Source organism: Streptosporangium jomthongense (genome assembly GCF_042650425.1).
Classification (GTDB): Bacteria; Actinomycetota; Actinomycetes; order Streptosporangiales; family Streptosporangiaceae; genus Streptosporangium.
Genome location: NZ_JBHSBC010000034.1, coordinates 14,215 through 34,561, shown reverse-complemented (window position 1 = coordinate 34,561; position 20,347 = coordinate 14,215). Strand labels below are relative to the sequence as shown.

Annotated in this window: 23 protein-coding genes and 1 tRNA gene; 10 read left to right on the top strand and 14 right to left on the bottom strand. The window is 68.6% G+C overall.

Annotated features, from left to right (window positions below):
- The first annotated feature begins 40 nt into the window (after positions 1 to 40).
- Positions 41 to 583 (top strand): hypothetical protein, encoded by a 543-nt coding sequence (locus tag ACFOYY_RS30090; protein WP_362911090.1) that lies wholly within the window; start codon positions 41 to 43, stop codon positions 581 to 583.
- A gap of 135 nt (positions 584 to 718) precedes the next feature.
- Here the strand turns inward: ACFOYY_RS30090 and ACFOYY_RS30085 are convergent, their stop codons facing one another.
- The gene (locus ACFOYY_RS30085) at positions 719 to 1,960 is read right to left on the bottom strand and encodes a cytochrome P450 (RefSeq protein ID WP_386194225.1); all 1,242 of its coding nucleotides are present in this window, start codon (positions 1,958 to 1,960) and stop codon (positions 719 to 721) included.
- Positions 1,961 to 2,802: 842 nt separating this feature from the next.
- On the opposite strand from ACFOYY_RS30085, the gene ACFOYY_RS30080 reads away from it, so the two are divergent.
- From ACFOYY_RS30080 to ACFOYY_RS30070, 3 genes are read left to right on the top strand one after another with little or no spacing between them, the layout of a single operon-like run.
- Positions 2,803 to 3,561 (top strand): DeoR/GlpR family DNA-binding transcription regulator, encoded by a 759-nt coding sequence (locus ACFOYY_RS30080; RefSeq protein WP_352014854.1) that lies wholly within the window; start codon positions 2,803 to 2,805, stop codon positions 3,559 to 3,561.
- 43 nt (positions 3,562 to 3,604) lie between these two features.
- Positions 3,605 to 4,216 carry an HAD family hydrolase gene (locus ACFOYY_RS30075; RefSeq protein ID WP_362783985.1) on the top strand — a complete coding sequence of 204 codons (612 nt, stop codon included), beginning with the start codon at positions 3,605 to 3,607 and terminating at the stop codon, positions 4,214 to 4,216.
- Positions 4,217 to 4,264: 48 nt separating this feature from the next.
- On the top strand, positions 4,265 to 4,657 hold the full coding sequence (locus tag ACFOYY_RS30070; protein ID WP_362911094.1) for a (R)-mandelonitrile lyase: 393 nt from the start codon (positions 4,265 to 4,267) through the stop codon (positions 4,655 to 4,657).
- A gap of 9 nt (positions 4,658 to 4,666) precedes the next feature.
- Here ACFOYY_RS30070 and ACFOYY_RS30065 read toward each other — a convergent pair whose 3' ends face one another.
- From ACFOYY_RS30065 to ACFOYY_RS30045, 5 genes are all read right to left on the bottom strand, one after another.
- Positions 4,667 to 5,233 carry a hypothetical protein gene (locus ACFOYY_RS30065; RefSeq protein WP_352014851.1) on the bottom strand — a complete coding sequence of 189 codons (567 nt, stop codon included), beginning with the start codon at positions 5,231 to 5,233 and terminating at the stop codon, positions 4,667 to 4,669.
- Between the two features lie 53 nt (positions 5,234 to 5,286).
- Positions 5,287 to 5,526, bottom strand: a complete 240-nt coding sequence (locus ACFOYY_RS30060) for a cell division protein SepF (protein WP_352014850.1) — start codon at positions 5,524 to 5,526, stop codon at positions 5,287 to 5,289.
- A 62-nt stretch (positions 5,527 to 5,588) separates the two neighbouring features.
- On the bottom strand, positions 5,589 to 5,942 hold the full coding sequence (locus tag ACFOYY_RS30055; RefSeq protein ID WP_352014849.1) for a hypothetical protein: 354 nt from the start codon (positions 5,940 to 5,942) through the stop codon (positions 5,589 to 5,591).
- Between the two features lie 227 nt (positions 5,943 to 6,169).
- Positions 6,170 to 6,451: a hypothetical protein gene (locus tag ACFOYY_RS30050; protein WP_352014848.1), complete on the bottom strand. Its 282-nt coding sequence runs from the start codon at positions 6,449 to 6,451 to the stop codon at positions 6,170 to 6,172.
- Positions 6,452 to 6,720: 269 nt separating this feature from the next.
- On the bottom strand, positions 6,721 to 7,452 hold the full coding sequence (locus ACFOYY_RS30045) for a hypothetical protein (protein ID WP_386194217.1): 732 nt from the start codon (positions 7,450 to 7,452) through the stop codon (positions 6,721 to 6,723).
- Positions 7,453 to 7,567: 115 nt separating this feature from the next.
- Between ACFOYY_RS30045 and ACFOYY_RS30040 the strand changes: the two genes are divergently transcribed.
- Positions 7,568 to 8,134, top strand: coding sequence for a cadmium resistance transporter (locus tag ACFOYY_RS30040; protein WP_386194214.1), 567 nt, complete (start codon positions 7,568 to 7,570; stop codon positions 8,132 to 8,134).
- 91 nt (positions 8,135 to 8,225) lie between these two features.
- Complete coding sequence (locus ACFOYY_RS30035; RefSeq protein WP_386194211.1) at positions 8,226 to 8,993, top strand: PrsW family glutamic-type intramembrane protease; 768 nt, start codon at positions 8,226 to 8,228, stop codon at positions 8,991 to 8,993.
- A 6-nt stretch (positions 8,994 to 8,999) separates the two neighbouring features.
- On the opposite strand, the gene ACFOYY_RS30030 is transcribed toward ACFOYY_RS30035, so the two are convergent.
- The 4 genes from ACFOYY_RS30030 to ACFOYY_RS30015 are packed head-to-tail and all read right to left on the bottom strand — an operon-like array spanning position 9,000 to position 12,433.
- Entirely contained in the window at positions 9,000 to 9,710 is a 711-nt protein-coding gene (locus ACFOYY_RS30030) for a TIGR03943 family putative permease subunit (protein ID WP_386194208.1), read from the bottom strand.
- Positions 9,707 to 10,714 carry a permease gene (locus ACFOYY_RS30025; RefSeq protein WP_362911100.1) on the bottom strand — a complete coding sequence of 336 codons (1,008 nt, stop codon included), beginning with the start codon at positions 10,712 to 10,714 and terminating at the stop codon, positions 9,707 to 9,709. The genes ACFOYY_RS30030 and ACFOYY_RS30025 overlap by 4 nt, the downstream gene beginning before the upstream one ends.
- Before the next feature lie 31 nt (positions 10,715 to 10,745).
- Positions 10,746 to 11,609: an NUDIX hydrolase gene (locus tag ACFOYY_RS30020; RefSeq protein ID WP_362784006.1), complete on the bottom strand. Its 864-nt coding sequence runs from the start codon at positions 11,607 to 11,609 to the stop codon at positions 10,746 to 10,748.
- Between the two features lie 53 nt (positions 11,610 to 11,662).
- Positions 11,663 to 12,433: a M15 family metallopeptidase gene (locus ACFOYY_RS30015; RefSeq protein WP_352014924.1), complete on the bottom strand. Its 771-nt coding sequence runs from the start codon at positions 12,431 to 12,433 to the stop codon at positions 11,663 to 11,665.
- Positions 12,434 to 12,813: 380 nt separating this feature from the next.
- Here ACFOYY_RS30015 and ACFOYY_RS30010 point away from each other — a divergent pair, with 380 nt between their 5' ends.
- On the top strand, positions 12,814 to 13,995 hold the full coding sequence (locus tag ACFOYY_RS30010) for an ATP-binding protein (RefSeq protein WP_352014841.1): 1,182 nt from the start codon (positions 12,814 to 12,816) through the stop codon (positions 13,993 to 13,995).
- Positions 13,996 to 14,119: 124 nt separating this feature from the next.
- Here ACFOYY_RS30010 and ACFOYY_RS30005 read toward each other — a convergent pair whose 3' ends face one another.
- Positions 14,120 to 14,965 (bottom strand): MauE/DoxX family redox-associated membrane protein, encoded by an 846-nt coding sequence (locus ACFOYY_RS30005; RefSeq protein ID WP_386194203.1) that lies wholly within the window; start codon positions 14,963 to 14,965, stop codon positions 14,120 to 14,122.
- 5 nt (positions 14,966 to 14,970) lie between these two features.
- Positions 14,971 to 15,948: a hypothetical protein gene (locus ACFOYY_RS30000; RefSeq protein ID WP_386194200.1), complete on the bottom strand. Its 978-nt coding sequence runs from the start codon at positions 15,946 to 15,948 to the stop codon at positions 14,971 to 14,973.
- A gap of 306 nt (positions 15,949 to 16,254) precedes the next feature.
- On the opposite strand from ACFOYY_RS30000, the gene ACFOYY_RS29995 reads away from it, so the two are divergent.
- Complete coding sequence (locus ACFOYY_RS29995) at positions 16,255 to 16,764, top strand: SigE family RNA polymerase sigma factor (RefSeq protein ID WP_386194197.1); 510 nt, start codon at positions 16,255 to 16,257, stop codon at positions 16,762 to 16,764.
- Here the strand turns inward: ACFOYY_RS29995 and ACFOYY_RS29990 are convergent.
- Positions 16,724 to 17,236, bottom strand: coding sequence for a MarR family winged helix-turn-helix transcriptional regulator (locus ACFOYY_RS29990; RefSeq protein ID WP_352014837.1), 513 nt, complete (start codon positions 17,234 to 17,236; stop codon positions 16,724 to 16,726). The genes ACFOYY_RS29995 and ACFOYY_RS29990 overlap by 41 nt on opposite strands.
- A 101-nt stretch (positions 17,237 to 17,337) precedes the next feature.
- Here ACFOYY_RS29990 and ACFOYY_RS29985 point away from each other — a divergent pair, with 101 nt between their 5' ends.
- Together ACFOYY_RS29985 and ACFOYY_RS29980 are read left to right on the top strand one after the other, a co-directional pair.
- Positions 17,338 to 17,901, top strand: a complete 564-nt coding sequence (locus tag ACFOYY_RS29985; protein ID WP_352014836.1) for a YceI family protein — start codon at positions 17,338 to 17,340, stop codon at positions 17,899 to 17,901.
- Positions 17,902 to 18,389: 488 nt separating this feature from the next.
- Positions 18,390 to 18,479, top strand: a tRNA-Ser gene (locus ACFOYY_RS29980).
- A 598-nt stretch (positions 18,480 to 19,077) separates the two neighbouring features.
- Here ACFOYY_RS29980 and ACFOYY_RS29975 read toward each other — a convergent pair.
- Entirely contained in the window at positions 19,078 to 19,716 is a 639-nt protein-coding gene (locus ACFOYY_RS29975; protein WP_386194194.1) for a hypothetical protein, read from the bottom strand.
- Positions 19,717 to 20,347: the final 631 nt, after the last annotated feature.

The following is a 20,347-nucleotide window of genomic DNA, read 5'->3' as shown; positions in this document are numbered from 1 at the left end:
CCAAGGTGATGGGCAGTCAACCGACCCATTGGAGAGAACCGTGTTGATCACCAAACGGCGTCTCGCCGTACTGGCCGTCCTTCCCACACTGGCGCTGAGTACGGCGTGCGGGGTACAGAGCTTCGCCAGCACGGCGAACTCCGGCGCGAAGGCCGCCACCTCCGCCGAGCCCGCCACGGCTCCCTCCGCCGCTCCGGCCACGTTGAGCTGGCACGAGGCCGCGGTGAAGTTCGCCGGATGCATGCGCGAGAACAAGATCAAGATCCCGGACCCGGTCAAGGGTCAGGACCTCGACACCAGCGCCGTGACCGACAGCACCCAGGCCCAGCTCACCGCCGCCATGAAGGCGTGCAAGGAGTGGGACTGGGTGATCCTCGGCGGCGGGCCGACGACCCCCGAGGAGGACGCCAAGTTCGCCACGTGGGCCAAGTGCCTGCGGGAGAACGGCGTCTGGCAGCCCATCGAAACGGATGAGCAGAAGCCCGCCGACTTCCAGGAGGTCAAGCCCAAGTCGGACGCCTGGGAGAAGGCCCAGAAGAAGTGCGCCCCGCTGGCCCCGCCCGCGCCGTACGAGGAGAAGTAGGGCGTGTCTCCGTCGTGAGACGGAGTCCGTGACGGCGCCGTGGCCAGGGATACCAGGGGACGCGTCCTGTCCTCGCGGGGGTGGGGACAGGACGCGTGCGCCTCCGGCAGCGTCGCGAGCCGACAGACCGGGTGGTCACTCCACCCGGTCTGTCCGGTTGTCACGGCGGGCCGCGGTCACCGGTAGCGCGACGGGACGACGGGTCAGCCCCTCACTCCACTCGACCTGTTCGGCCGGTACGGCCAGGCGCAACCCCGGCCGCCGGGTCGCCAGCGCCCTGAGGGCCTCGGTGAGTTCGACCCTGGCCAGCGCGGCGGCCAGGCAGCGGTGCGGGCCGTACCCGAAGGCCAGGTGCGGATGCGGCGGCTGCGTTTCGAAGCGGTGGATGTCGAACCGTCCCGGTTCGGGAAAGGCGCGGGGGTCGTGGTTGGCGGCGTTGAGGTCGGGCATCACGACGCTTCCCGCCTTCAGCACGCCGCAGGAGAGTTCGACGTCCTCGGTCAGCCGGCGCATGAACGCGCTGGCGGGCGGCCCGTCGTAACGCAGGATCTCCTCGGCCGCGGTCGCCGCGAGCTCCGGCCGGGCGACCAGCTCGTCCCACTGCCCACGATGGAGCATGAGACGGAAGACCCCCTTGGACACCATCGAGGCGGTGGTCTCGTGCCCCGCCGTGATCAGCGCGAACACGGTGTTGACCAGCTCACCCTCGCTCAGCCGGTCCTCCTCGTCACGAGCCTGCACGAGCAGGTCGATGAGGTCGTCACCGGGTTCGGCGCGGTGGCGGGCCACCAGCTCCCGGGCGTAGGCCATGAACTCGGTGTAGCCCTGGTACCGGGCCTGTTCGGTGGCGGTCGAGGTGGTGAGGAACATGTCCGTCCAGGCCACGAACCGGTCGTAGTCGTCATAGGGGACACCCAGCAACCGGCAGATGACCCGGCCGGGCAACCGCACCGCGAACGCCTCGACCAGGTCGAACTCCTCGCCGACCCCGTCGAGCAGCTCACCGGCGATCGCCGCGACCCACGGCCGCCACGATTCGGTACGGCGGGGCGTGAACGCTCCGTACATGATCCGCCGGTAGCGGGTGTGCTCCGGCGGGTCCTGGTTGATCAGCGCGTCGGGGTCGTCGTCGATGCCCACGCCGCTCACCAGCCGGGGCAGGCCGGGAAGGCGCAGGTTACGGCTTGAGGCCGCCGAACCGAGCAGGGTCCGGACGTCCTCGTATCTGACGGCGACCGGCACCATGTCCCCGCTCGGCATGACAGCCGGGTCGAGCGGCCCCTCCTCGTGGCGTCGCGCGTACTCGGGTGACGGGGTGCCCAGCGGCCCGGGGACGATGTCGTTCGAGATGTCGTTCGGGATGGAATCGGCGGCCATGGTGCCCCTCTCGGCTCCGGGCGCCACAGCGACGACCCTCCCGGAACGTACGCATACCACCGTTTACGGTCAATGCTTAACTTCCTCCGAAAACCGACTTTTCCTCATTTGCCGGATTAACCGGTCATTCTTTTCTGGGAGGCGGTCTGTCGGTTCCGTTGCCTAAGCTTCCCGGCCATGACCTTCACGACCCCTGACCCTCCGATCGATCTCGTCGAAAGGTTCCCCTGGATGAACGCCTACGCCAGGACGGCCGTCCGGCTTCATCCACGCCCGGGAAAGCCGACCATCCACGACAGTCACATCGGAGGGCCATTGATCTGGCCGGTCGCCGAACCGTGGCCCGCCTGTGACCGGGTCGTCCAAATACAGGTCGCGCCCTTTGGACAGCCTGGTTGGCTGGATCGGCGCGATCACCTTCCCGAGAGCCCGGTGCCCATGGTCGGGGTCGCGCAGTTCTACGCGCGTGACATTCCCGAGATCCCTTTTCCGGCGGGCAAAGACCTGCTCCAGGTGCTGTGGTGTCCCAATGACCACGACATGGAAGACATCGTTGGACCCGCCCCGCTACTGGTCTGGCGTCGAAGCGACGATCTCGTCGATGTGCTCGCGGAACCGCCCATGCGACACCACACCACCCCTGACCATCTTCCTGTGCCCCCGGTCCGTGGACCACGGTCACCGCCTGACCATCCAGTAGTCCCCAGACGATCACATGGGCCGCGATGAGGGAGTACACGGCGCCAGTCCACGACTCCTTCGACATGGTCACCGTCGGCGAGGAGCCGGTCTGAACGAGCGGAAGGTTGACTTTCGCACATCATTCACGTTTATTAGCACATGTGGAGGGTTCGAATCGGCTGCTGGAGATCATCTCCTGGTTGCGTACGGCGGAGCGGGTCACGGTCGGCGAGCTGGCCGAGCGGACCGGCTGTTCGGAGATGACCATCCGCCGTGACCTCGACCAGCTCGCCGAGCAGGGAGTGTTGCGTCGGGTGCGCGGCGGCGCGGTGAGCCTGATGCTGCGCGGGGAGGCGCCGCCGTTCGCGGTGCGTGAGCGCGAGGCCGTGGACGTCAAGCGGCGGATCGCCGCCAAGATCGACGAGCTGGTTGCCGACGGGGAGTCCGTCGTGCTGGACAGCGGGACGACCGTGCTGCGCGTCGCCCGCGCGCTGGCCGGCCGGAGGATCACCGCGATGCCCCTCGACCTCCACTCGGTGAACGCGCTGAGCGGCGCGGCCGAGGTGAGACTGCTGGTGCCCGGCGGGCAGGTCCTGCCCAGGACGTCGTCGTTCACCGGGCACCTGACCGAGATGTCGCTGCGCGCCCTGCGGGTGGACACCGTGATCCTCGGGGTGTGCGGGCTTTCCGCAGGGCACGGGCTGACGGCCCACGACCTGGCCGAGGTGCCGGTCAAGCAGGCCGCGATCGCCGCGGCGCAGCGGAAGATCGCGGTGTGCGACGCCTCGAAGTTCGGCATGACCGGGCTCGGCCATGTCTGCCCGATCGGCGAGCTGGACGCGGTCGTCACGGACGACGGCGCCCCGCCGGGAGAGATCGGGAAGATCGAAGCCGCCGGGGTCGAGGTGATCCTGGTTTGACCACGACGTTTGACCATGACGTTTGACCACGACAGGGGGAACGATGGGGCAGCGCTACGAGGCGGTCGTGTTCGATCTCGGCGGGGTGGTCGTCGACTGGAACCCCCGGCATCTCTACCGCAAGCTCATCGAGGACCAGGACCGGATGGAGTGGTTCCTCACCGAGGTCTGCCACGGCCCGTGGAACGCCGAGCAGGATCGCGGCCGTCCCTTCGCCGAAGGCGTCAGGGAGGCCGTGGAACGCCATCCCGACCACCGGGAGCTGATCGAGGCCTACTGGAGCAGGTGGCCGGAGATGCTCGACGGCCTCGTCCCGGGCACGTCGGAGATCCTGGCCGAGGTCCAGCGGGCGGGGACGGCGATGTACGCGATCACGAACTGGTCGGCCGAGACGTACCCGCTGGCCGTGGACCGCTATCCGGTCCTGAAGGTCTTCAGGGACATCGTCGTCTCAGGAGAGCTGAAGATGATCAAGCCGGATCCGGAGATCTACCGGTACGCGCTCGATCGTTTCGGCCTCTCTCCCGAGCGGGCGCTGTTCGTCGACGACAGCCCGGCGAACGTCAGGGGCGCCGAAGCCGTCGGCATGGGCGCGATCCTCTTCACCGACGCCGCGGCCCTGCGTGGTGAGCTGGAGCGGTACGGCCTGCTCTGAACCCCGGCGACCGGGGAACATACCCCCGAGAGCGCAAGGGGGTGTCTGATGGAGATCCTGAGGCGACCACCGACCACGAAGCTGCCCGCCGCGTGTTTCACCGGCGACGCCTGGGCGGACGTGGTCTACCGGGGCGATCACATGCGGGCCAACATGGTCCGCTTCGCCCCGGGAGCCCGTACGGCGTGGCACTCGCACGGCCTGGGCCAGACCCTGCTCATCGTCGAGGGGGTCGCGCTGATCCAGGCACGCAAGGGCGGGATCATCGAGGCCCGTCCCGGCGACGTCGTCCACACCCCGCCGGGTGAGGAACACTGGCACGGCGCGGCTCCGGACCGGTTCATGTCCCATCTCGCGCTGTGGGAGGACGACGACGTCTCCTGGCGCGAACACGTCAGCGACACCGAGTACAGCGGCCCCCGGACCGGCTCCCGGGGGTGAACGACCTGCTCAGAGGTCCGGTGGATTCCCGCCGACCGCGTGCAGGGCGTCGATGTAGCCGTCCCCGACGTCGAACCTGGTGATGTCCGTGGTCCGGTACTTGCAACAGTCGTACCCCCAGACCGCCCGGGGGCTGATCTCCTGGAGCCGCAGGTTCTTCTGCTTCGTGACCCCGTGGGCGCGGCCGATATAACAGACGTCCGGGTCGATCTTCTCGGTGTATACGCTCACCAGGGGAAACGCCCTGGTCAGCGTGTCGATCAGACCGGTCGTCGTGTCGAGGTCGATGCCCGGCGGCGTCCGGGGACGCTCCTCACGCAGCCGGAGGGCCCGGTGGGCGACCCGCGCGGCCTTCCAGTTGGAACGTGTCGCGTGCTCGACGTCGCGGAGCCGTACGACCGAGTGGCCGTCGAGGTGGAACCCGGCGGAGATGGTGTGGAGCAGTACCCACTTGCGTCCGAGCCCGACCACGTAGGCGTCGAGCCGGTCGGCGCCGTCGATGTCGCGAATGATCCGCACAGGTTTGCCGGATTCCAGCGCGCGCCGTAGACCTTCAACTGCCTGATGTGTGGCCATGATCAAGGATTGTCGTGGTTCACGGAGCGATGTTCAGCTGGTTTTGCGTGGGGTCAGGCGCCTTCGGGGGGTGGGGTCCTGGTCATGCCCCGGGGCATCAGGAGGAAGACCTTGTGCGACAGGCGGTCCAGGGCGCCGCCCCTGCCGAAGACCAGACCCGCCGCGAAGTCCACGAACTGCCTGGCCTCGCTGTCCGGCAGCCCGGTGAGGTCCATCACCACGGGGTTGCCGGTGCGGAAGTAGTGGCCGACGTGGAGGGCCTCTTTGTAGTCCTTCGGGCACAGTTTGATCACGGAGTTGGTTTTTCCCGTGTCAGGACATGGTCAAGCCTTCACATTGCGGGGGTACGGAGTCCTCACTCCCAGGTGTCGGGCGGGTCGATGACCAGGTCCTCGACGCGTGGCAGCGGGGCCGGGTCGCCGTCGCTGGAGTAGACCTCCAGGTGGGACAGGCGCCCGTGCCTGACGAAGAGGAGAACGCCGTCGTCGCGCCCACGCACGTAGGCGGAGGAGACCAGCTCCTTGCCCAGGGTGGGAGGCTCGTCCTCGGTGCGGAAGTCGATCGTCGCGCATCCGCACCCGCAGTTTCTGGTCACGACCACCGAGGGCACCTGTCTCCTGAGGTCTTCCGCACCGGGGAAGTCCCGGGCGAGAAGGGCCAGGATCACGGCCCGCTCATCGGCGGACAGAGGACGTTCGCTGGGCGACACATCGTCAATATATCGAACCGGCCGCATCTGACATATGCGTGATGATTTTTTGTGACCTTTCTCGCCGGGCTGATCGGCCCGTGGACGGCTTTCCCCGGGACAGGCCGGGCGGAAAACACGAAAGTGTGTCCGTTTCGTATTTCTATGGTAACGAGACTTGTGCCACGCATTGAAACTCTGCCATGGAGTCGGCTATTTCGGGGAATGCCCGGCAGGAAAGCGGCCGGTCAGCGGATTCGCCGCAGCGTCAGCCACCAGGACGCCGCCGCGGCCACCAGGCCCAGCAGGATCGACCCGACCACCAGCCCGTACGGCAGGCCGATCGCCTGCGGGACGACGATCATGATGATGAACACGGCCATCAGCAGCTTCGCCCAGCCGTACGCGGAGGCCTGGCCCTCGTCGCGGCTGCGGATCCAGCGGGGGAGCCGGTTGGTCGCCAGCACGTACAGCCCGAGCGCTCCGGTCGCGAAGGCGAACAGCGTCGCGATCCCGGTGTGCACATTCATCGGGCCCGGCCTCCGTCACTGGTCGTCGGCATGAGAATCGGCTGCGCGGCAAGGCATACGATCTCACGATATTCGTGACATACCGGCGATGCCACAGAGTTGACTGATGATTTGCGATATGGGGGTGCGCTAGGCCGTCTTCAGCGATTTATCGGGATGGTTGCCCATTTTCCACCCAGGCTGTGAAAGCCTTTACGGTGCTTTTCCTGGGCTTTTCTGGGTTTAAGAGCTAAAGCCGGGAAGAGGAGAACGGATCCCATGCGGAACGGTCAGCCCTGCATGAGGAACGACGTCGGCACGGAGCTGGGGTCCGGGGCCGTCGAGGGGACGTACGAGGGAACGGCGGACGGATCGGCAGGGGAGCCGTACGAAGGGGTCGCGGACGGATCAGTCGGGGCGCCGTAGGAGGGGCTGGACGAAGGGGTCGCAGAAGGGGCGGCGGAGGGGTCCGAGGCCCTGCCGCAGCCGCCGGCGGTCCGTCGTTCCTGGGCCAGCTGGTCCACGGTCTTGGTCCGGTAGTCGGTCTCCTGCTGCGCGGGAGGTGTGTACCGCCACTCGCCGCCCTCGAAGACGAAGCCGAACTCGCTCTGGTCCCCGGGTCCGGTCGCCTGCACCGTGGCGTGGTCTCCCTCGACCGCGACGCTGGAGATGGTGAACTGGCCGTCCTGGACGAGGGGCGGGCAGAGCTGGAACAGCCTGACGTAGTCCTCCCGTTTGATCACCGTCTGCGACTGGGTGCTCCACAGGTCCCAGAAGTCGCCGTAGGACCCGCTTGAGTAGGTGTCGAGCGCGAGCTGGGCGGCCTGTCGCGCCGACGACTCGGAGCGTTCGGCCTCCTGGGTAGGGAAGGTGTCCTTCGGCGTCGAGACGGGGTTGAGCACCATCACCAGCGCGATGGTCGCCGCGATGAGCACGCCGATGACCATGGTCAGGATGGCCGCGACGCCCCGGCCCGTCTCGCCCCGCTGTGGCCTGCCGTACTGCGGCGGCGGGTGGGCCACGCGAAACCTCCGGGGGGCCGATGGGACCGGTATGGAACGGGCGGTACGGCACAGTCGCGACTAAATCGATCTTAACCCCCGAATCCGGAGCCACCCCAGCCGACATAATGCCCACGTGTGGCAAACGATCGGTACGGCGGCCGTCGTCTTCGCCGGGACGAACGTGGACGACATCGTCATCCTGACCGTACTGTTCCTGGCGGCGAGAGCGAAGGCCACTCCCAGGCCGTGGAAGATCGTCGCGGGGCAGTACACCGGCATCGCGGCGCTGGTGGCCGTGTTCGCCGTCGCGGCGCTCGGACTGACCGTGGTTCCGGACCGGTGGGTCGGGCTGCTGGGGCTGGTGCCGTTCGGCCTGGGGGTGCGGGGACTCCTGGCGAAGGCGGACGACGAGCGGCCGGTCGCCTCCGGGGTGGCCTCGATCGCCGGGGTGACCATCGCCAACGGCGCCGACAACATCTCGGTCTACACCCCGCTGTTCCGTACGGCCGGCACCGCGGCGAGCCTCGTCACGGCCTCGGTCTTCGCGGTGCTCGTGGCGCTCTGGTGTGTCACGGCCTCCTGGCTCGGCTCCCACGGAAGGGTCATCGACCTGGTCGACCGGTGGGGGCGGTGGCTCGTTCCCGTGATCTTCATGGTGATCGGCGTGACCATCCTGGCGGGCACGCTCTTTAGCGAATAATGCACCATTCGTCCGAATTTGCACGGCCTCGAATGGGGAATAGTTCCACATGCGAGGACATTTACGGTTCTATCGCCATAGATGGTTCAAAGTGTGGATCGCAATGATGGCGCTGTCCGCCTCCCTGATCTTCATGATGGAAATGGTCGGCAACCGCGCCGTGATGCCCGCGGCTTTCTTCTACGGCGCCGCCGCGGGCCCGGCCGCTCTCCTCCTCGCCATCCACGACCGCACCCGCATCGGCGACAGCGTGCCGGGCACCACGCTGGTGGGGATGTTCCTGTTCGGCGGGGGTGTCGCCCTGCTGCTCGGCGGCTACTTCGACGCACTGCTCATCTCGGAGAAGGACAACCCCACGATCCTGCGCGTCGGCTGGATCGAGGAGGCGGCCAAGTTCGTCCCCCTCCTCGCGGTCGCGCTGACCGGGGCACACCTGACCAAGCCCGCGGGCGTCGCGCTCGGCCTGTCCTGCGCGACCGGCTTCGCCATCATGGAGTCGATGTCGTACGCCTGGAAGAGCATCAGGCACGACAGCGCCGTTGAGGCGGGGATGGTGTTGTTCATGCGGGGGCTCACCACCCCGTTCAGCCACCTGGCCTGGACCGGCCTGGTCTGCGCGGTCGCCTTCGGGGTGTGGCAGACCAGGAGACGGGTCGTGCTGACCAGCGCGGTCACCGCGGCCTTCGCGGCGGCGGCCGTACTCCACTCGCTCAACGACGGCCTGCTCATCCTCGACCTGCCCGGCGGCGTCAAGCTCTTCTTCCCGGTGGTCGCCGCGGTGAGCTACTGGCTGTTCCACCGGGCGACCCGCGACCTGGAGAAGGCCACGCTGTCGGAGACGGCACCGTCCTCGGCCTAGGAGGCCCTACTCGTACGGCTCCGCGGGCGCCGGTACCCTCGCCAGCCCGGTCCCCGCCAACTCGGGGTAGATCAACCCGTTGGGCATCTTGCCGAACGTGTGCGGGACCCACGTCCCGGTGACCTCGACCCAGGTGTCCCTCGGCGGTGCCTTGATCCCCTTGACCAGGACCTTCAGCGCGAAGGCGTCCGCCGCGCAGCAGGCGATCTGCATCCGGGTGACGTACCACTCGCCCCCGCGCCTGGCCGGGACGACGAAGCCGGTCAGCCGGACGGCACGGCCGGTGAGGGACTTCTTGTCGTCGTCCCACGCCCTGCCGATGAACTCGCCGATCGGCATGTCCACGGGACCGCCCCCGGCCAGCGGAGCGAAGGCGCCGGGATCCCGCTTGGGCAGCGCGGGCGCCTGCGACCTGGCCGCGGCGAAGGAACCGAGCGCGGGCGGCGCCACCAGGAGGATCGCGAAGACCGGCAGGCACAGCAACCACGCGACCCCGTGCCCGTGCCCATGTCCGTGATCATGAACTTGATCATGGTCATGTTTGCGCTTGGTGAACAGCCCCGCGACGCCCAGAACCACCAGCACGACCCCCGCCCCGACCAGGAACGGCCGGAAGCCCGGTTTGACGTAGTTCAGATAGCTCGTGGAGAACCCCGAGATCCACAACACGACGCCGCCGAGCAGCGCCAGGACGAGGCTCTGGGTCACGCGGCTCACAGCAGCACCTCTCCGAACAGGGCGCTCACCAGTACGGCGAGCGCGAACGTCACCGGGACGAACCTGACCGCGAACGCCCTGCCGAACGTGCCCGCCTGCAGGGCGATCAGCTTCAGGTCGACCATCGGCCCGACCACCAGGAAGGCCAGCTTCGCGGTCGCGGGGAACGCGGTCATCGAGGCCGCGACGAACGCGTCCGCCTCCGAGCAGATCGACAGCAGCACCGCGAGCACGGCCATCACCGGTACGGCCAGCCACGGCACCCCACCGACCGCGTCCAGCCACTCCCGGGGGACGGCGACGTTGAGCGTGGCCGCGGCCAGGGCTCCCACGACAAGGAATCCGCCCGCGTGCAGCAGGTCGTGCCGCATCGCCTCGCCGTACCTCGCGAGCCTGCCGCCCGCACCGTGTGGATGGGAGGGAACGCGCAGCCACTCGTGACGGCCGTACCGCAACCAGAGCCAGCCGGTCAGCACCGCGACGGCCAGCGACGCGCCGAACCGGCACAGGACCATCATCGGCTGCCCGGGGAAGGCGACGGCCGTGGAGACCAGCACCACCGGGTTGATCGCCGGGGAGGCGAGCAGGAAGGCCAGCGCGGCGGCGGGCGTCACCCCCCGCGCCATCAGGCCGGACGCCACCGGCACCGAGGCGCACTCGCACCCCGGCAGCACCGCGCCCGCCAGGCCCGCGACCGGCACCGCGGCGGCAGGACGCCTCGGCAGCGCCCTGGTCCAGAAGGACGCCGGGACGAACGCGGTGATCGCCGCGGACAGCGCCACCCCGAAGACCAGGAACGGCAGCGCCTGCACGCACACGGCGACGAACACCGTCGCCCAGGTCCGCAGGGCGGGCGAGGTCAGGTGGGGAGTGAGGGTGAGCCTGCCCACGACCAACAGGACGACGACGAACGCGAACCCCCACGGCAGTCGCGACGTGCCCCGCCCCCACGAGTCAGGCGGCAGAACCCCCTCGTCATCCCAGCCACTCCGGGACCCAAACATGATCCATATCGTGTCAGATCCCTACGGTCCATCACAGCTGGGACAACAGCCACCTGGGACCGGTCACGTCCGCGCCCAGCGCGACGACCCGCTCACGCAGCCCCCGGTCCGCGGTGACGACCAGGACGTGCTCCCACCCCGGCGCCTGCCGTACGGCCCGCACCACGGCGTCGTCACCGCTGCCGGGCGCGGAGATCATCGTGACCCCGGGAACCCCGGGGACGTCACGGGCCGCCCCCTCGACCACCACGGCGAACCTGGGGAACCACCTGGTCAGCGTGGGTGTCCTGGCGGGCAGCGCGCGCACGCCGCTGGCCGCCAGGGCGCCGACCTCGGAGACCAACTTGGCGGTGGCCCCCGCGCGGTCACGCCACCAGCCGTGTTCGGCACGGGCGCCGACGATGTTCGCGGCGTCGAGCACGACCAGCACGGGACCGAGCGCTCGCCCGATCACCGGCCAGCTTCCCGCGAAACCGGGATGCAGCGGCCTGTCGGGGATCTCGTCGGGGGTGAGCCAGCGCAGGTCGACGCTCTCGTCGTTGGCCGGCAGGGCGTCCAGCAGCCGGGGAGTCGCGGCGATCACCGTGTGGAAGGACCAGCCGCCGTGATCGTCGACGTAGACGCCCTGGATCCGCAGGTCGTCGCCGTCCAGCCCGGCCTCCTCGCCCGCCTCCCTGAACGCGCCCGCCACGGGGTTCTCGTGACTGTCGAGCGCGCCGCCGGGCAGGCCCCACGTGCCGCCGTGATGGCTCCACCCGGCACGTTCCTGCATCAGCACACGCGGGGTGCCGGCGTCGTCATGATGCACGGCCAGCAGTCCGGCCGCGCCGTACACCCCCCAGTGCCGATGGCCGAGCGCGCACTCGACCCACCCGTCCCCGTCCTTGGCCGCCATGCCCCCATCATCGCACCGCCTCTTCCGGCCGGTTCTGATCGCGGGGCGGGCGCTCAGTTTCCGCCCGCGGAGAAGTGCTGGTAGTCCTTGATGCCCGACCAGTCGCCGCCCCAGCCCCAGCCGACCCGGGCGAAGGCCTTGACGACCCGGTCGCCGGGGTTGACCACGCCGGGGGCGTCCACCGGGCGCTTGGCGAACTTCCTGGCGTTCTTGTGCGCAACCGAGCCGTCGGCCGAGACGTAGGGGTTCTCGCGGGGGTTGATGTCCACGGCCCTGCCGTAGGCGTGCTGGGACCAGTGACTCGACCCGGTCGCCGCGCGGCAGTTGAACGCCGAGGTGTTGTTCGCGTCGATGGAGTCGAAGTCGTCGCCCTTGTAGGCGTCGACGGGCTCCATCTTGTAGATGGGCCAGCGCCAGTCGTACAGACGGCCGAAGACCTTGGTGATGGCCTCGGTCGCGTCCTTGTTCACGACCAGCTTGCCGGTGTGGGGTTTGTCGTCGAAGCCCCAGTAGGTCATCGTGATCATCCGCAGGCCGTCGAGGGGGACGGGGCAGCCCGGCCGCCAGGAGTGTTTGACCTGCTCACGGGTGACCTTGGAGACCGTGGCCGAGAACTTCGGCGGGGCCGTACGGCTCGGGGTCGAGCCCGGAGCCGGGGGTGCCGTCTCCTGGACCGTCTTCTGGGCCGTCTCGTCGGCCGCGGAGGTCTGGGAGACGGGGGAACCGGAGGCGGGCCGCTGGGCGGTGGTCGTGCCGCACGCCGTCGCGAGACCGGTCGTGAGACAGGCGGTGGCCACCGCGAGCGTCGCCTGGATACTACGCATCACGAGTCGTGAGCCTCTCACTTGTCGTCGCCGCACGCCGGGCGGACCGTGGTAGTCGTCCGGCCACCTGACGTGACAAAGGGTAGCCGCCGCGCCCCACCGCCCCGTACGGTCGCCCGCGCCCTGACGTTCCTTGGCCGAGGTTTTTGGCGAAAATCCCGCGCAGGTGTTCGAAGGGGCGCTACAGTCGGTCGCACCGGATCGAACACGGGTTCGGGCGGTGTCTGCCCAGATGGGGGTGTGTCATGGCGATGCTCGCGGTGCCCGAGACGCCCCGTATCCCCGCGACGCACCCCTGCGCACGGCCTCGTGCGACACGCCGTAGCCCTTTCTACGGAAATCTACCTCGGCCGCTATATCCCGTCATAAAGTCCGAGACCGTGGACCCCGTGCGCAACCCGTACGCCCCCGGCGCGGGGCAGCGCCCTCCCGAGCTCGCCGGGCGTGACCGAGAGCTGCAGCAGTTCGAGATCGTCCTGGAGCGGGTGGCCCGCGGTCGTCCCGAGCGCAGCATGGTCATCACCGGCCTGCGCGGCGTCGGCAAGACCGTCCTGCTGAACACCTTCAAGTCCATGGCCATGCAGCGGCTGTGGGGCACGGGAAAGATCGAGGCCAGGCCCGACCAGTCGATCCGGCGCCCGGTCGCCGCCGCGCTGCACCTGGCCATCCGTGAGCTCGCCCCCCGGCACCGCGCGCCGGAGCGCATCGAGGAGTTCCTCGGCGTGCTCAAGGCCTTCGCGATGCGCGACCCGAGCGCGGCCAAGGGCACCTCGCACTGGTCGCCGGGCATCGACGTGCCCGCGAGCCGGGGCCGCGCCGACTCGGGCGACCTGGAGATCGACCTCACCGAGCTGTTCGTCGACGCCGCCGGGGTCGCCACCGACCTGGGGGTCGGCATCGCCCTGTTCATCGACGAGATGCAGGACGTGCAGGCGCCGGACGTCTCCGCGCTCTGCGCCGCCTGCCACGAGCTGTCCCAGAGCGGCGGCCCGCTGATCGTGGTCGGCGCGGGCCTGCCGCACCTGCCCGGCGTGCTGTCGGCCAGCAAGAGCTACTCCGAACGGCTGTTCCGCTACGCCAGGATCGACCGGCTCGACCGAGAGGCGGCAGACCTGGCGCTCATCGCCCCGGCCGAGAGCGAGGGGGTCGAGTTCACCCAGGAGGCCCTCGACGCCCTCTACGAGGCGGCCGACGGCTACCCCTACTTCGTCCAGGCCTACGGCAAGGTGGCCTGGGACCTGGCGCTGAGCAGCCCGATCACCGCCGACGACATCAAGGTCTCCGCGCCCGAGGCGGAGGAGGAGCTGGCGGTCGGCTTCTTCGGCAGCCGATACGAGCGGGCGACACCCGCCGAGCGTGACTACATGCACGCGATGGCCGCCATCGGGGACGAGCCGGTGGCCACCGCGGAGGTCGCCGAGGGGCTGGGTCGTAAGCCCTCAAGCCTCTCCCCGGCCCGTGACAGCCTGATCAAGAAGGGCCTGATCTACAGCGCCGAGCGCGGGTTCATCGCGTTCACGGTGCCACACTTCGGAAAGTTCCTGCGTTCCCAGCCCGTTTGAACACATGTTCGATATAGTGATGTCACGGTCTACACGGGGCCCTAGCCCTCTATACGGCTCTCTAGTGGGGAAGCTAGAGAGCCGTATAGAGCTGTATGGAACCGCTAGAAAGATCTAGAGCTCTCTAGCGTCCAGCCGATACGGGCATAGATTCCAGCAGAGACATCTCCTCGACCGGCTGACCGTCGAAGCCGACCATCGCCACCCGCACCGCCGGGTGCCGCCCGCTCAGATAGACCGCGAAGACCACCTCGACCGGCTCACCCGTGTGACCGCGCCCCTCGTAGACGAAGAACCGCCAGCACAGCTCACGCCAGCTGTCCACGGGCTCGGTGCTCGACAGCAGCCTCACGTGTGAGCGCCAGGTCGCGCTCGCCCGCAGCCGGCCGAGGGCGTGCGCGGGGTCGAGCGGGCGCTGCTCACACGGCGCGCGATACCGCAGCCGCGCCGCCGCCTCCTCGATCTCCGGCGAGAGTACGGCGAGGACCAGCAGCCCGCCCAGGGCGGCGACCGCCTGCGTCCAGTTCATACCGGACAACAGCGCCCAGCCCGGAATCCGCGGCGTCCAGACCAGCCCGAGGGACATGGCGGTCAGCACCATGGTGCGCCCCAACGAGCGCAGCCCGACCGGCACCGCGCTGACCTCGCCGAAACAGCCGCACCCCACGTCCGGACGGCGCCGCCGCAGCTCCCACAGCACGTAGGTCGACACGGCGAAGAACGCGGCCGTACCCCAGCGGAACACCGGATGGCCCGTCGTCACCAGCCCGGCGACCAGGACCACCTCACCGGCCGCGCAGCCGAGCATGGCGGGCGCGCGCCAGCGGTCGGCCACCAGCACCGCGGGACCGAGCCTGCTCAGCACGCCCGGCTCCGCCTCGCCTCTGGCCGTCCACACCTTGGCGAGCGCTCCCGCGACGAGCAGCGCGCTCAGCACCGGAAGCTGCGCGGCGGCGATCATCGTCAGCATCTGTGTCACCCCAATCCGACCCGGGCGTTGAAACACCCCTTGGTCAGCTCCCCGCCGAGCTCCACGAAGGAGACCGGCGACAGTTCCACGATCCGGCCACGGGGAGAGGTGCCGCATTCCAGGCAGCGGTCGCAGAACCGGCCCGCCAGGCAGCCGCAGGCCACGATCGGAAGCACCGAGGTCCGCCCGGCGCACACGTTGCGCACGCTGAGCGCGGAACCCAGCGCGAGGTACGGCAGCGCCGTACAGGACACGCCGGCGTCCTGGCAGTCGCTGTCGGCGTGTTCCAGCATGGGATAGGCCACGCCCCGCTCACCCCAGTCGAAGGTGTCGGACCAGGTCGAGGTGCCCGAGATGCGGGACTGCGCGCCGTACCCGGGAGGCGGTTTCGGCACGGAGGTCCACCGGTAGGGCGGCTGGGAGGTCGCGGGCAGACGGGCGTGGGCGACACCGTCCTCGCGGATTCCGATGGCGTCGAACAGGTAGCCGGGCTCGAACTGCGGGTGCCGTACCCGCAGGCGTCCCGAGGCGCCGTAGGGGATGACGATCGTGCGCCGCCCCCGGTGGGGCCCGCAGTACAGCTCGACCGTGAGGTCCCTGCGGCCGCTGCCGACGGACTGGATCACGCCGGTGATGCGGGTGATGTCGGCCCAGATCCGGTCGACGACCCGGCCGCCCTGCAGGGCCCTGACGATCACGTGGGCACCGACCGGCAGGTCGGCGGGGGAGACGTTCTCACCGCGCCATGCGGTCGCCCACGGCGCGATGACGAGCCGCTCCTCCTCCCCCTCGGGGGTCTCCACGACGATCAGGTGCGGGCTCACGTCCAGGATCTCGCCGGTGATCGAACGCAGGGGCTCCCCCTCCTCCGAGTCGGCCTCGGGGTCCGGCTCCCGCTCGTCGGAGGAGCCGGGGGAGTCGAGGGATCTGCCAAGCACGGCGGCGGCCAGCACACGGCGGCGGTCGGCGCTGCGATACGGCATCGTCACTCCCATGTTTCGCGAAGGTCTCCCGGTCAGCGTCACACGCTCACGGGAGTCTCGCCGTTCGCTTCGGCCAATAATCCTGTCGGTGGGGTGGCGGGGTAGCAAAATTCCCCCTCCCGGTGGAACGCGTCATTCCCCGTTCTAGGGCAAACCAGTACCTGACTCCGACTTGGGACACCTCTGCCTGGGGGAGGCGTTCTTTGCTGTTGACGGGACGAAATATAGGTTCCGGTTCAGCCGGTTTAGGGGCTCTGGCTGCGATTCTGGCCACGAGGCACACCTGACCACAGGCTGGTGATCGCGGTGAGCGGCGGAATCCATGAGGAGTTCCGCGAGTACGTCGTTGCTCGCGGTCCGACACTGCTGCGCGCGGCCCGTCAGCTCACCGGGCATCCCAGTGACGCCGAGGACCTGCTCCAGGCCGCCCTGTTCAAGACCTATCTGGCCTGGGGTCGCATCCACGACCACGCGGCGCTCGACGCCTACGTGCGCCGGGCGATGGTCAACATCAACATCTCCTGGTGGCGGCGGCGCAAGCTGGAGGAGTATCCCGCCGAGGAGATCCCCGAGCCCGTCCTCGTCAGCGGCTCGGGCCATCTGCCCGAGCAGGTCGAACAGGCCCTCGACCGGCTGCCGACCAGGATGCGGACCGCCGTCGTGCTGCGCTACTACGAGGACATGACCGAGCCGGAGATCGCCAGGGCGCTGGGCATCAGCGTCGGCACCGTCAAGAGCACGGTCTCCAGGGCGATGGCGCGGCTACGCGGCGATCTCACGGTTCCTGAGCAGCGACAGCCGCAGCCCCAGCGCTAGACTCCCCGGACTCCGCCCCGGCCGTCGCGCACGGCCGTACGGCGTCGCGGATCGTCCGCAGCATGTCGAGGAAGACATCGAGCTGCTCGGGGGGGAGCAGGCCGGTGAACCACTCCTCGATGTCCGCCAGGTGCCGGGGGAGCACCGCGGTGAGCCGGTCCGTGCCCGCCTGGGTGATCACGGCGTAGGAGGCCCTGCGGTCGGTCGCGCACGCCTGCCGTGCGACCAGTCCCTCACGTTCCAGCCTGTCCACGACCCGGGTCACCCCACTGGTGGACAGGCTGGTCTGCGCGGCCAGGTCGCTCATGCGCAGGCGCCTGCCCGGGGAACGTGCCAACCGGATGAGGGTCTCGAAGTCGATGTCCGAGAGCCCCGCCTCGGCGAAGGAGGTGTGGGTCTTCGCCAGCAGGCCGCCGAAGGCCTCGGCGAACAGGCCCATGGCCGTTAACCGGGAGTCGTCAAAGGAGGTCACCGTTCCACTTTAACCGATGATGGTTGACGTGGGGAATATTCCTCATGTAGAAATCTGTTGACGCAAACATCCGCACTGCAAGCACCTCTTCAGGAGTAGTCATGACCACTCGGACCTGGGAGAACCTTCAGCTCCCCGCCGCGGGTACCTTCAACCTCGACGCCGCCCACACCCGGATCGGCTTCATGGTCAAGCACATGATGGTGAGCAAGGTCCGCGGTCACTTCGACCAGTTCGCCGGAAGCGTCACCGTCGCCGAGAACCCCCTTGAGTCCTCCGCCGAGCTGACGATCAAGGCCGAGAGCATCAGCACCGGCGTCGCCGACCGCGACGGCCACCTGCGTGGCGACGACTTCCTCGCCGCCGAGAAGTTCCCCGAGATCACCTTCCGCAGCACGCGCGTGGTCGGCCACTCCGGCGACGAGTTCACCGTCCTCGGTGACCTCACCATCCGCGACGTCACCAAGCCGGTCGAGCTCACCGTCGAGTACGGCGGCGCGGGCACCAACCCCTGGGGCCAGTCCGTGTGGGGCTTCTCCATCACGACCGAGATCGACCGCGAGGAGTTCGGCCTGACCTGGAACCAGACCCTGGAGACCGGTGGCGTCCTGGTCGGCAAGAAGATCAAGATCGAGATCGAGGGCGAGGCCAACCCCGCCGCCTGACGATCGTCATGGGAGGGTCGATGGGCCCGCGTGGTGTCGTGGTCCTCGCCGCCTGCCCGGCGTCGTGACCTTCGTCGCCCGATAGTCGTCGTCCACAGGTTCCCTCCCGGCGTTCGGGATTCGTTGTCCACAGGCTCCTTTCCGGTGTTCGGGAGGGAGCCTGTGGATTTTCCGGTGAGATCACTCCTGTGGCCTTTGGGCACGGCTGGGCTTGGGGTCCGGCGCCCGCCTGTGTGGTCGGGGCAGTACCCTCCGGCTTTCCCGGGAAGTTGATATTCCGTCAGGTGGTACCGGACGTCTCGTCTGGCGGGAATCCCCAGACTCACAGCCGTGTCTGCCTGCGAGAATCGCTGATCGTCCACAGGTGTGCACAAAGTTATCCACAGGAGTGGATAACCGGTACACGCCTCCCCGACACGGCGTCTGCGGGAACCGCTTTGCTGCCTCGCCTGATGGCCGGTACTCTATGCTGAGCCACTCGGCAACCAGGAGGCTTCGCCTAGTCAGGTCTATGGCGCCGCACTGCTAATGCGGTTTGGGTTTACCGCCCATCCGGGGTTCAAATCCCCGAGCCTCCGCTGTGACAAGGGAGTTCGTGAGAGATCACGGGCTCCCTTCGTCATTTCAGAGATCACCACTGGCCTCCGGCCACATTGATGGCACGAACGCGGCGGCCGCCCATGTCGCCTGTTCCTGCGTTCCTCGGCCACTGAGGGGTGGACATCGCTCGTGAAGGCTGCGGTCGCGTGGCCGAGGATCATCGGGGATGACCTTGATGGAAACGTCGGCGGCGAGCGGCATCATGGTCGCACCAGGTTGCGACCCCTCGCAGGGTGATGAGGCCTCGGCGGGTCTGCCTGGGCGGTGCCTCGCTTGCCGGGTTGCGGCCCCTTTCTGGGGCGATGAGGACGCAACCCGGTGGCGTAGATGCTTGCGTTCGCCTAGTTGCGAACCCTCGCAAGGGTGATAAGGACCTCAGACGCCACCCTGGTGCTGCTGGCCCCCGTCGACATGTCACGAACCCTCAGGGGTGATGAGAATAAGGCCGGGCCACGAGGGGTGGTTGATCGCGAGCCCTCTCAGGCTGCTGAGCCACCAGTCTGCTCTCACGACGCCGACGGCCGCAAGCAACGACGGGGATGCTTTGTTGGGAAAAGCCAGCGGATCAGCGGGCCGTCAACGGCGTTGGGGCGGTAGTTCGCCCACCGGTGCGGCGGTGTGCGTTCCGCCGCTCGTGCAGCGCCACACGGCGATCTCGTTCTCCAACTCGGCGAGCAGGCACCGATCGTGCACCGGACAGGCGGGCCACATCTTCCACGTCGCCTCCACGACCACGTCCTGGGTGGCGTCGGCCACAGACTGGAGCACCTGTTGGGCGTCCCCGCCGGGCCCGAGGCCGCTGCCATGGCAGATGCCCCGGAACTCCACCCGTGCCAGCCCCATGGCGTCCCGGTCGGGGACGACCATCCGAAGCGTCCCGGTGATCCCCGCGGCGCGGACGTCGCGCTCCACGACCTTCAACGCCTCCTCCAGCGGCACCAGCAGGTCCGGTTCCAGGGCGAAGGTCGGCGCGAAGCCGATGTCGTCGAGGAAGGCCTTGCCCAGCCGAGCCAGGCCGGCGTCCGTCAGCTCGGCGGCGGGGCGTTCGAGGAGCTCCCGGGTGACGGAAGTGGGCATGTCCCACTCCTCCACCAGGCGGGCCAGCTCGACGAGAGGCCCGGCATCGAGACCACCGTCGCGCAACGCCGTGTAGAAGCGGACGCTCAACTCCTCGACGGCCTGGTCGAACTCATCGTCCTGCTCGTAGGGATGCATGCCGCAGTGTCTCCTGCCTCGCAGATCCCGGCAAGCGAGATTTCACCCATCGCCGTTGAATATCCGGTGATCTCTGACGTCATCCTTTTCGCCGGCCGGAGCACAATCCTCGGTCGGCGTTCGACACGCATCCGCTGATCTTCACGCTGCGTCAGGGAATCAATGGTCACCAGTATTTCGGATCGCAGTACAGGGTGTTCAGAGCCGTTCAGGGGACCACACATGCCCTCTGACCTGGGTTGACCGTCTGGAATGGCCTGAGGGCGATCTCCGAGAAGCCGGGCCGGGCCATGTCGGACCGACCGGTGAGTCGCTGGACGGGCTGGGTCCCTCATCGCGCGGCAGTCGCAGCATCTCCTGGCGCACCGGACTGGCCGGGACCGTGAAGATTGGATCCTCGGAGTCCGTACGGCCGGCGCCGATGACTCAGCCATCGGCGGAAACCGGAGTGACCGGCCCAAGGACAGGAGAAAGCGAGGGCCTCGCCCCACCGGGATCGACAGAGATGCCGCCACGGTGATGGCCATGGGTGTACGGCACCGCGCGCTGAGCGATCTCGTACGAGGCGTGGGCGGTCTGGTCAGCGAACGCGGCGGTGAGAAGGCCGCCCCACTCCTGCCGGTCCGCAGGG

Coding starts and splice junctions, on each gene's coding strand:
- ACFOYY_RS30085 (WP_386194225.1), bottom strand. CDS start 1,960: ATGGCCGCCGATTCCATCCCGAACGACATCTCGAACGACATCGTCCCC.
- ACFOYY_RS30075 (WP_362783985.1), top strand. CDS start 3,605: ATGGGGCAGCGCTACGAGGCGGTCGTGTTCGATCTCGGCGGGGTGGTC.
- ACFOYY_RS30070 (WP_362911094.1), top strand. CDS start 4,265: ATGGAGATCCTGAGGCGACCACCGACCACGAAGCTGCCCGCCGCGTGT.
- ACFOYY_RS30065 (WP_352014851.1), bottom strand. CDS start 5,233: ATGGCCACACATCAGGCAGTTGAAGGTCTACGGCGCGCGCTGGAATCC.
- ACFOYY_RS30050 (WP_352014848.1), bottom strand. CDS start 6,451: ATGAATGTGCACACCGGGATCGCGACGCTGTTCGCCTTCGCGACCGGA.
- ACFOYY_RS30025 (WP_362911100.1), bottom strand. CDS start 10,714: ATGTTTGGGTCCCGGAGTGGCTGGGATGACGAGGGGGTTCTGCCGCCT.
- ACFOYY_RS30020 (WP_362784006.1), bottom strand. CDS start 11,609: ATGGCGGCCAAGGACGGGGACGGGTGGGTCGAGTGCGCGCTCGGCCAT.
- ACFOYY_RS30015 (WP_352014924.1), bottom strand. CDS start 12,433: ATGCGTAGTATCCAGGCGACGCTCGCGGTGGCCACCGCCTGTCTCACG.
- ACFOYY_RS30005 (WP_386194203.1), bottom strand. CDS start 14,965: ATGCTGACGATGATCGCCGCCGCGCAGCTTCCGGTGCTGAGCGCGCTG.
- ACFOYY_RS30000 (WP_386194200.1), bottom strand. CDS start 15,948: ATGCCGTATCGCAGCGCCGACCGCCGCCGTGTGCTGGCCGCCGCCGTG.
- ACFOYY_RS29985 (WP_352014836.1), top strand. CDS start 17,338: ATGACCACTCGGACCTGGGAGAACCTTCAGCTCCCCGCCGCGGGTACC.
- ACFOYY_RS29975 (WP_386194194.1), bottom strand. CDS start 19,716: ATGCATCCCTACGAGCAGGACGATGAGTTCGACCAGGCCGTCGAGGAG.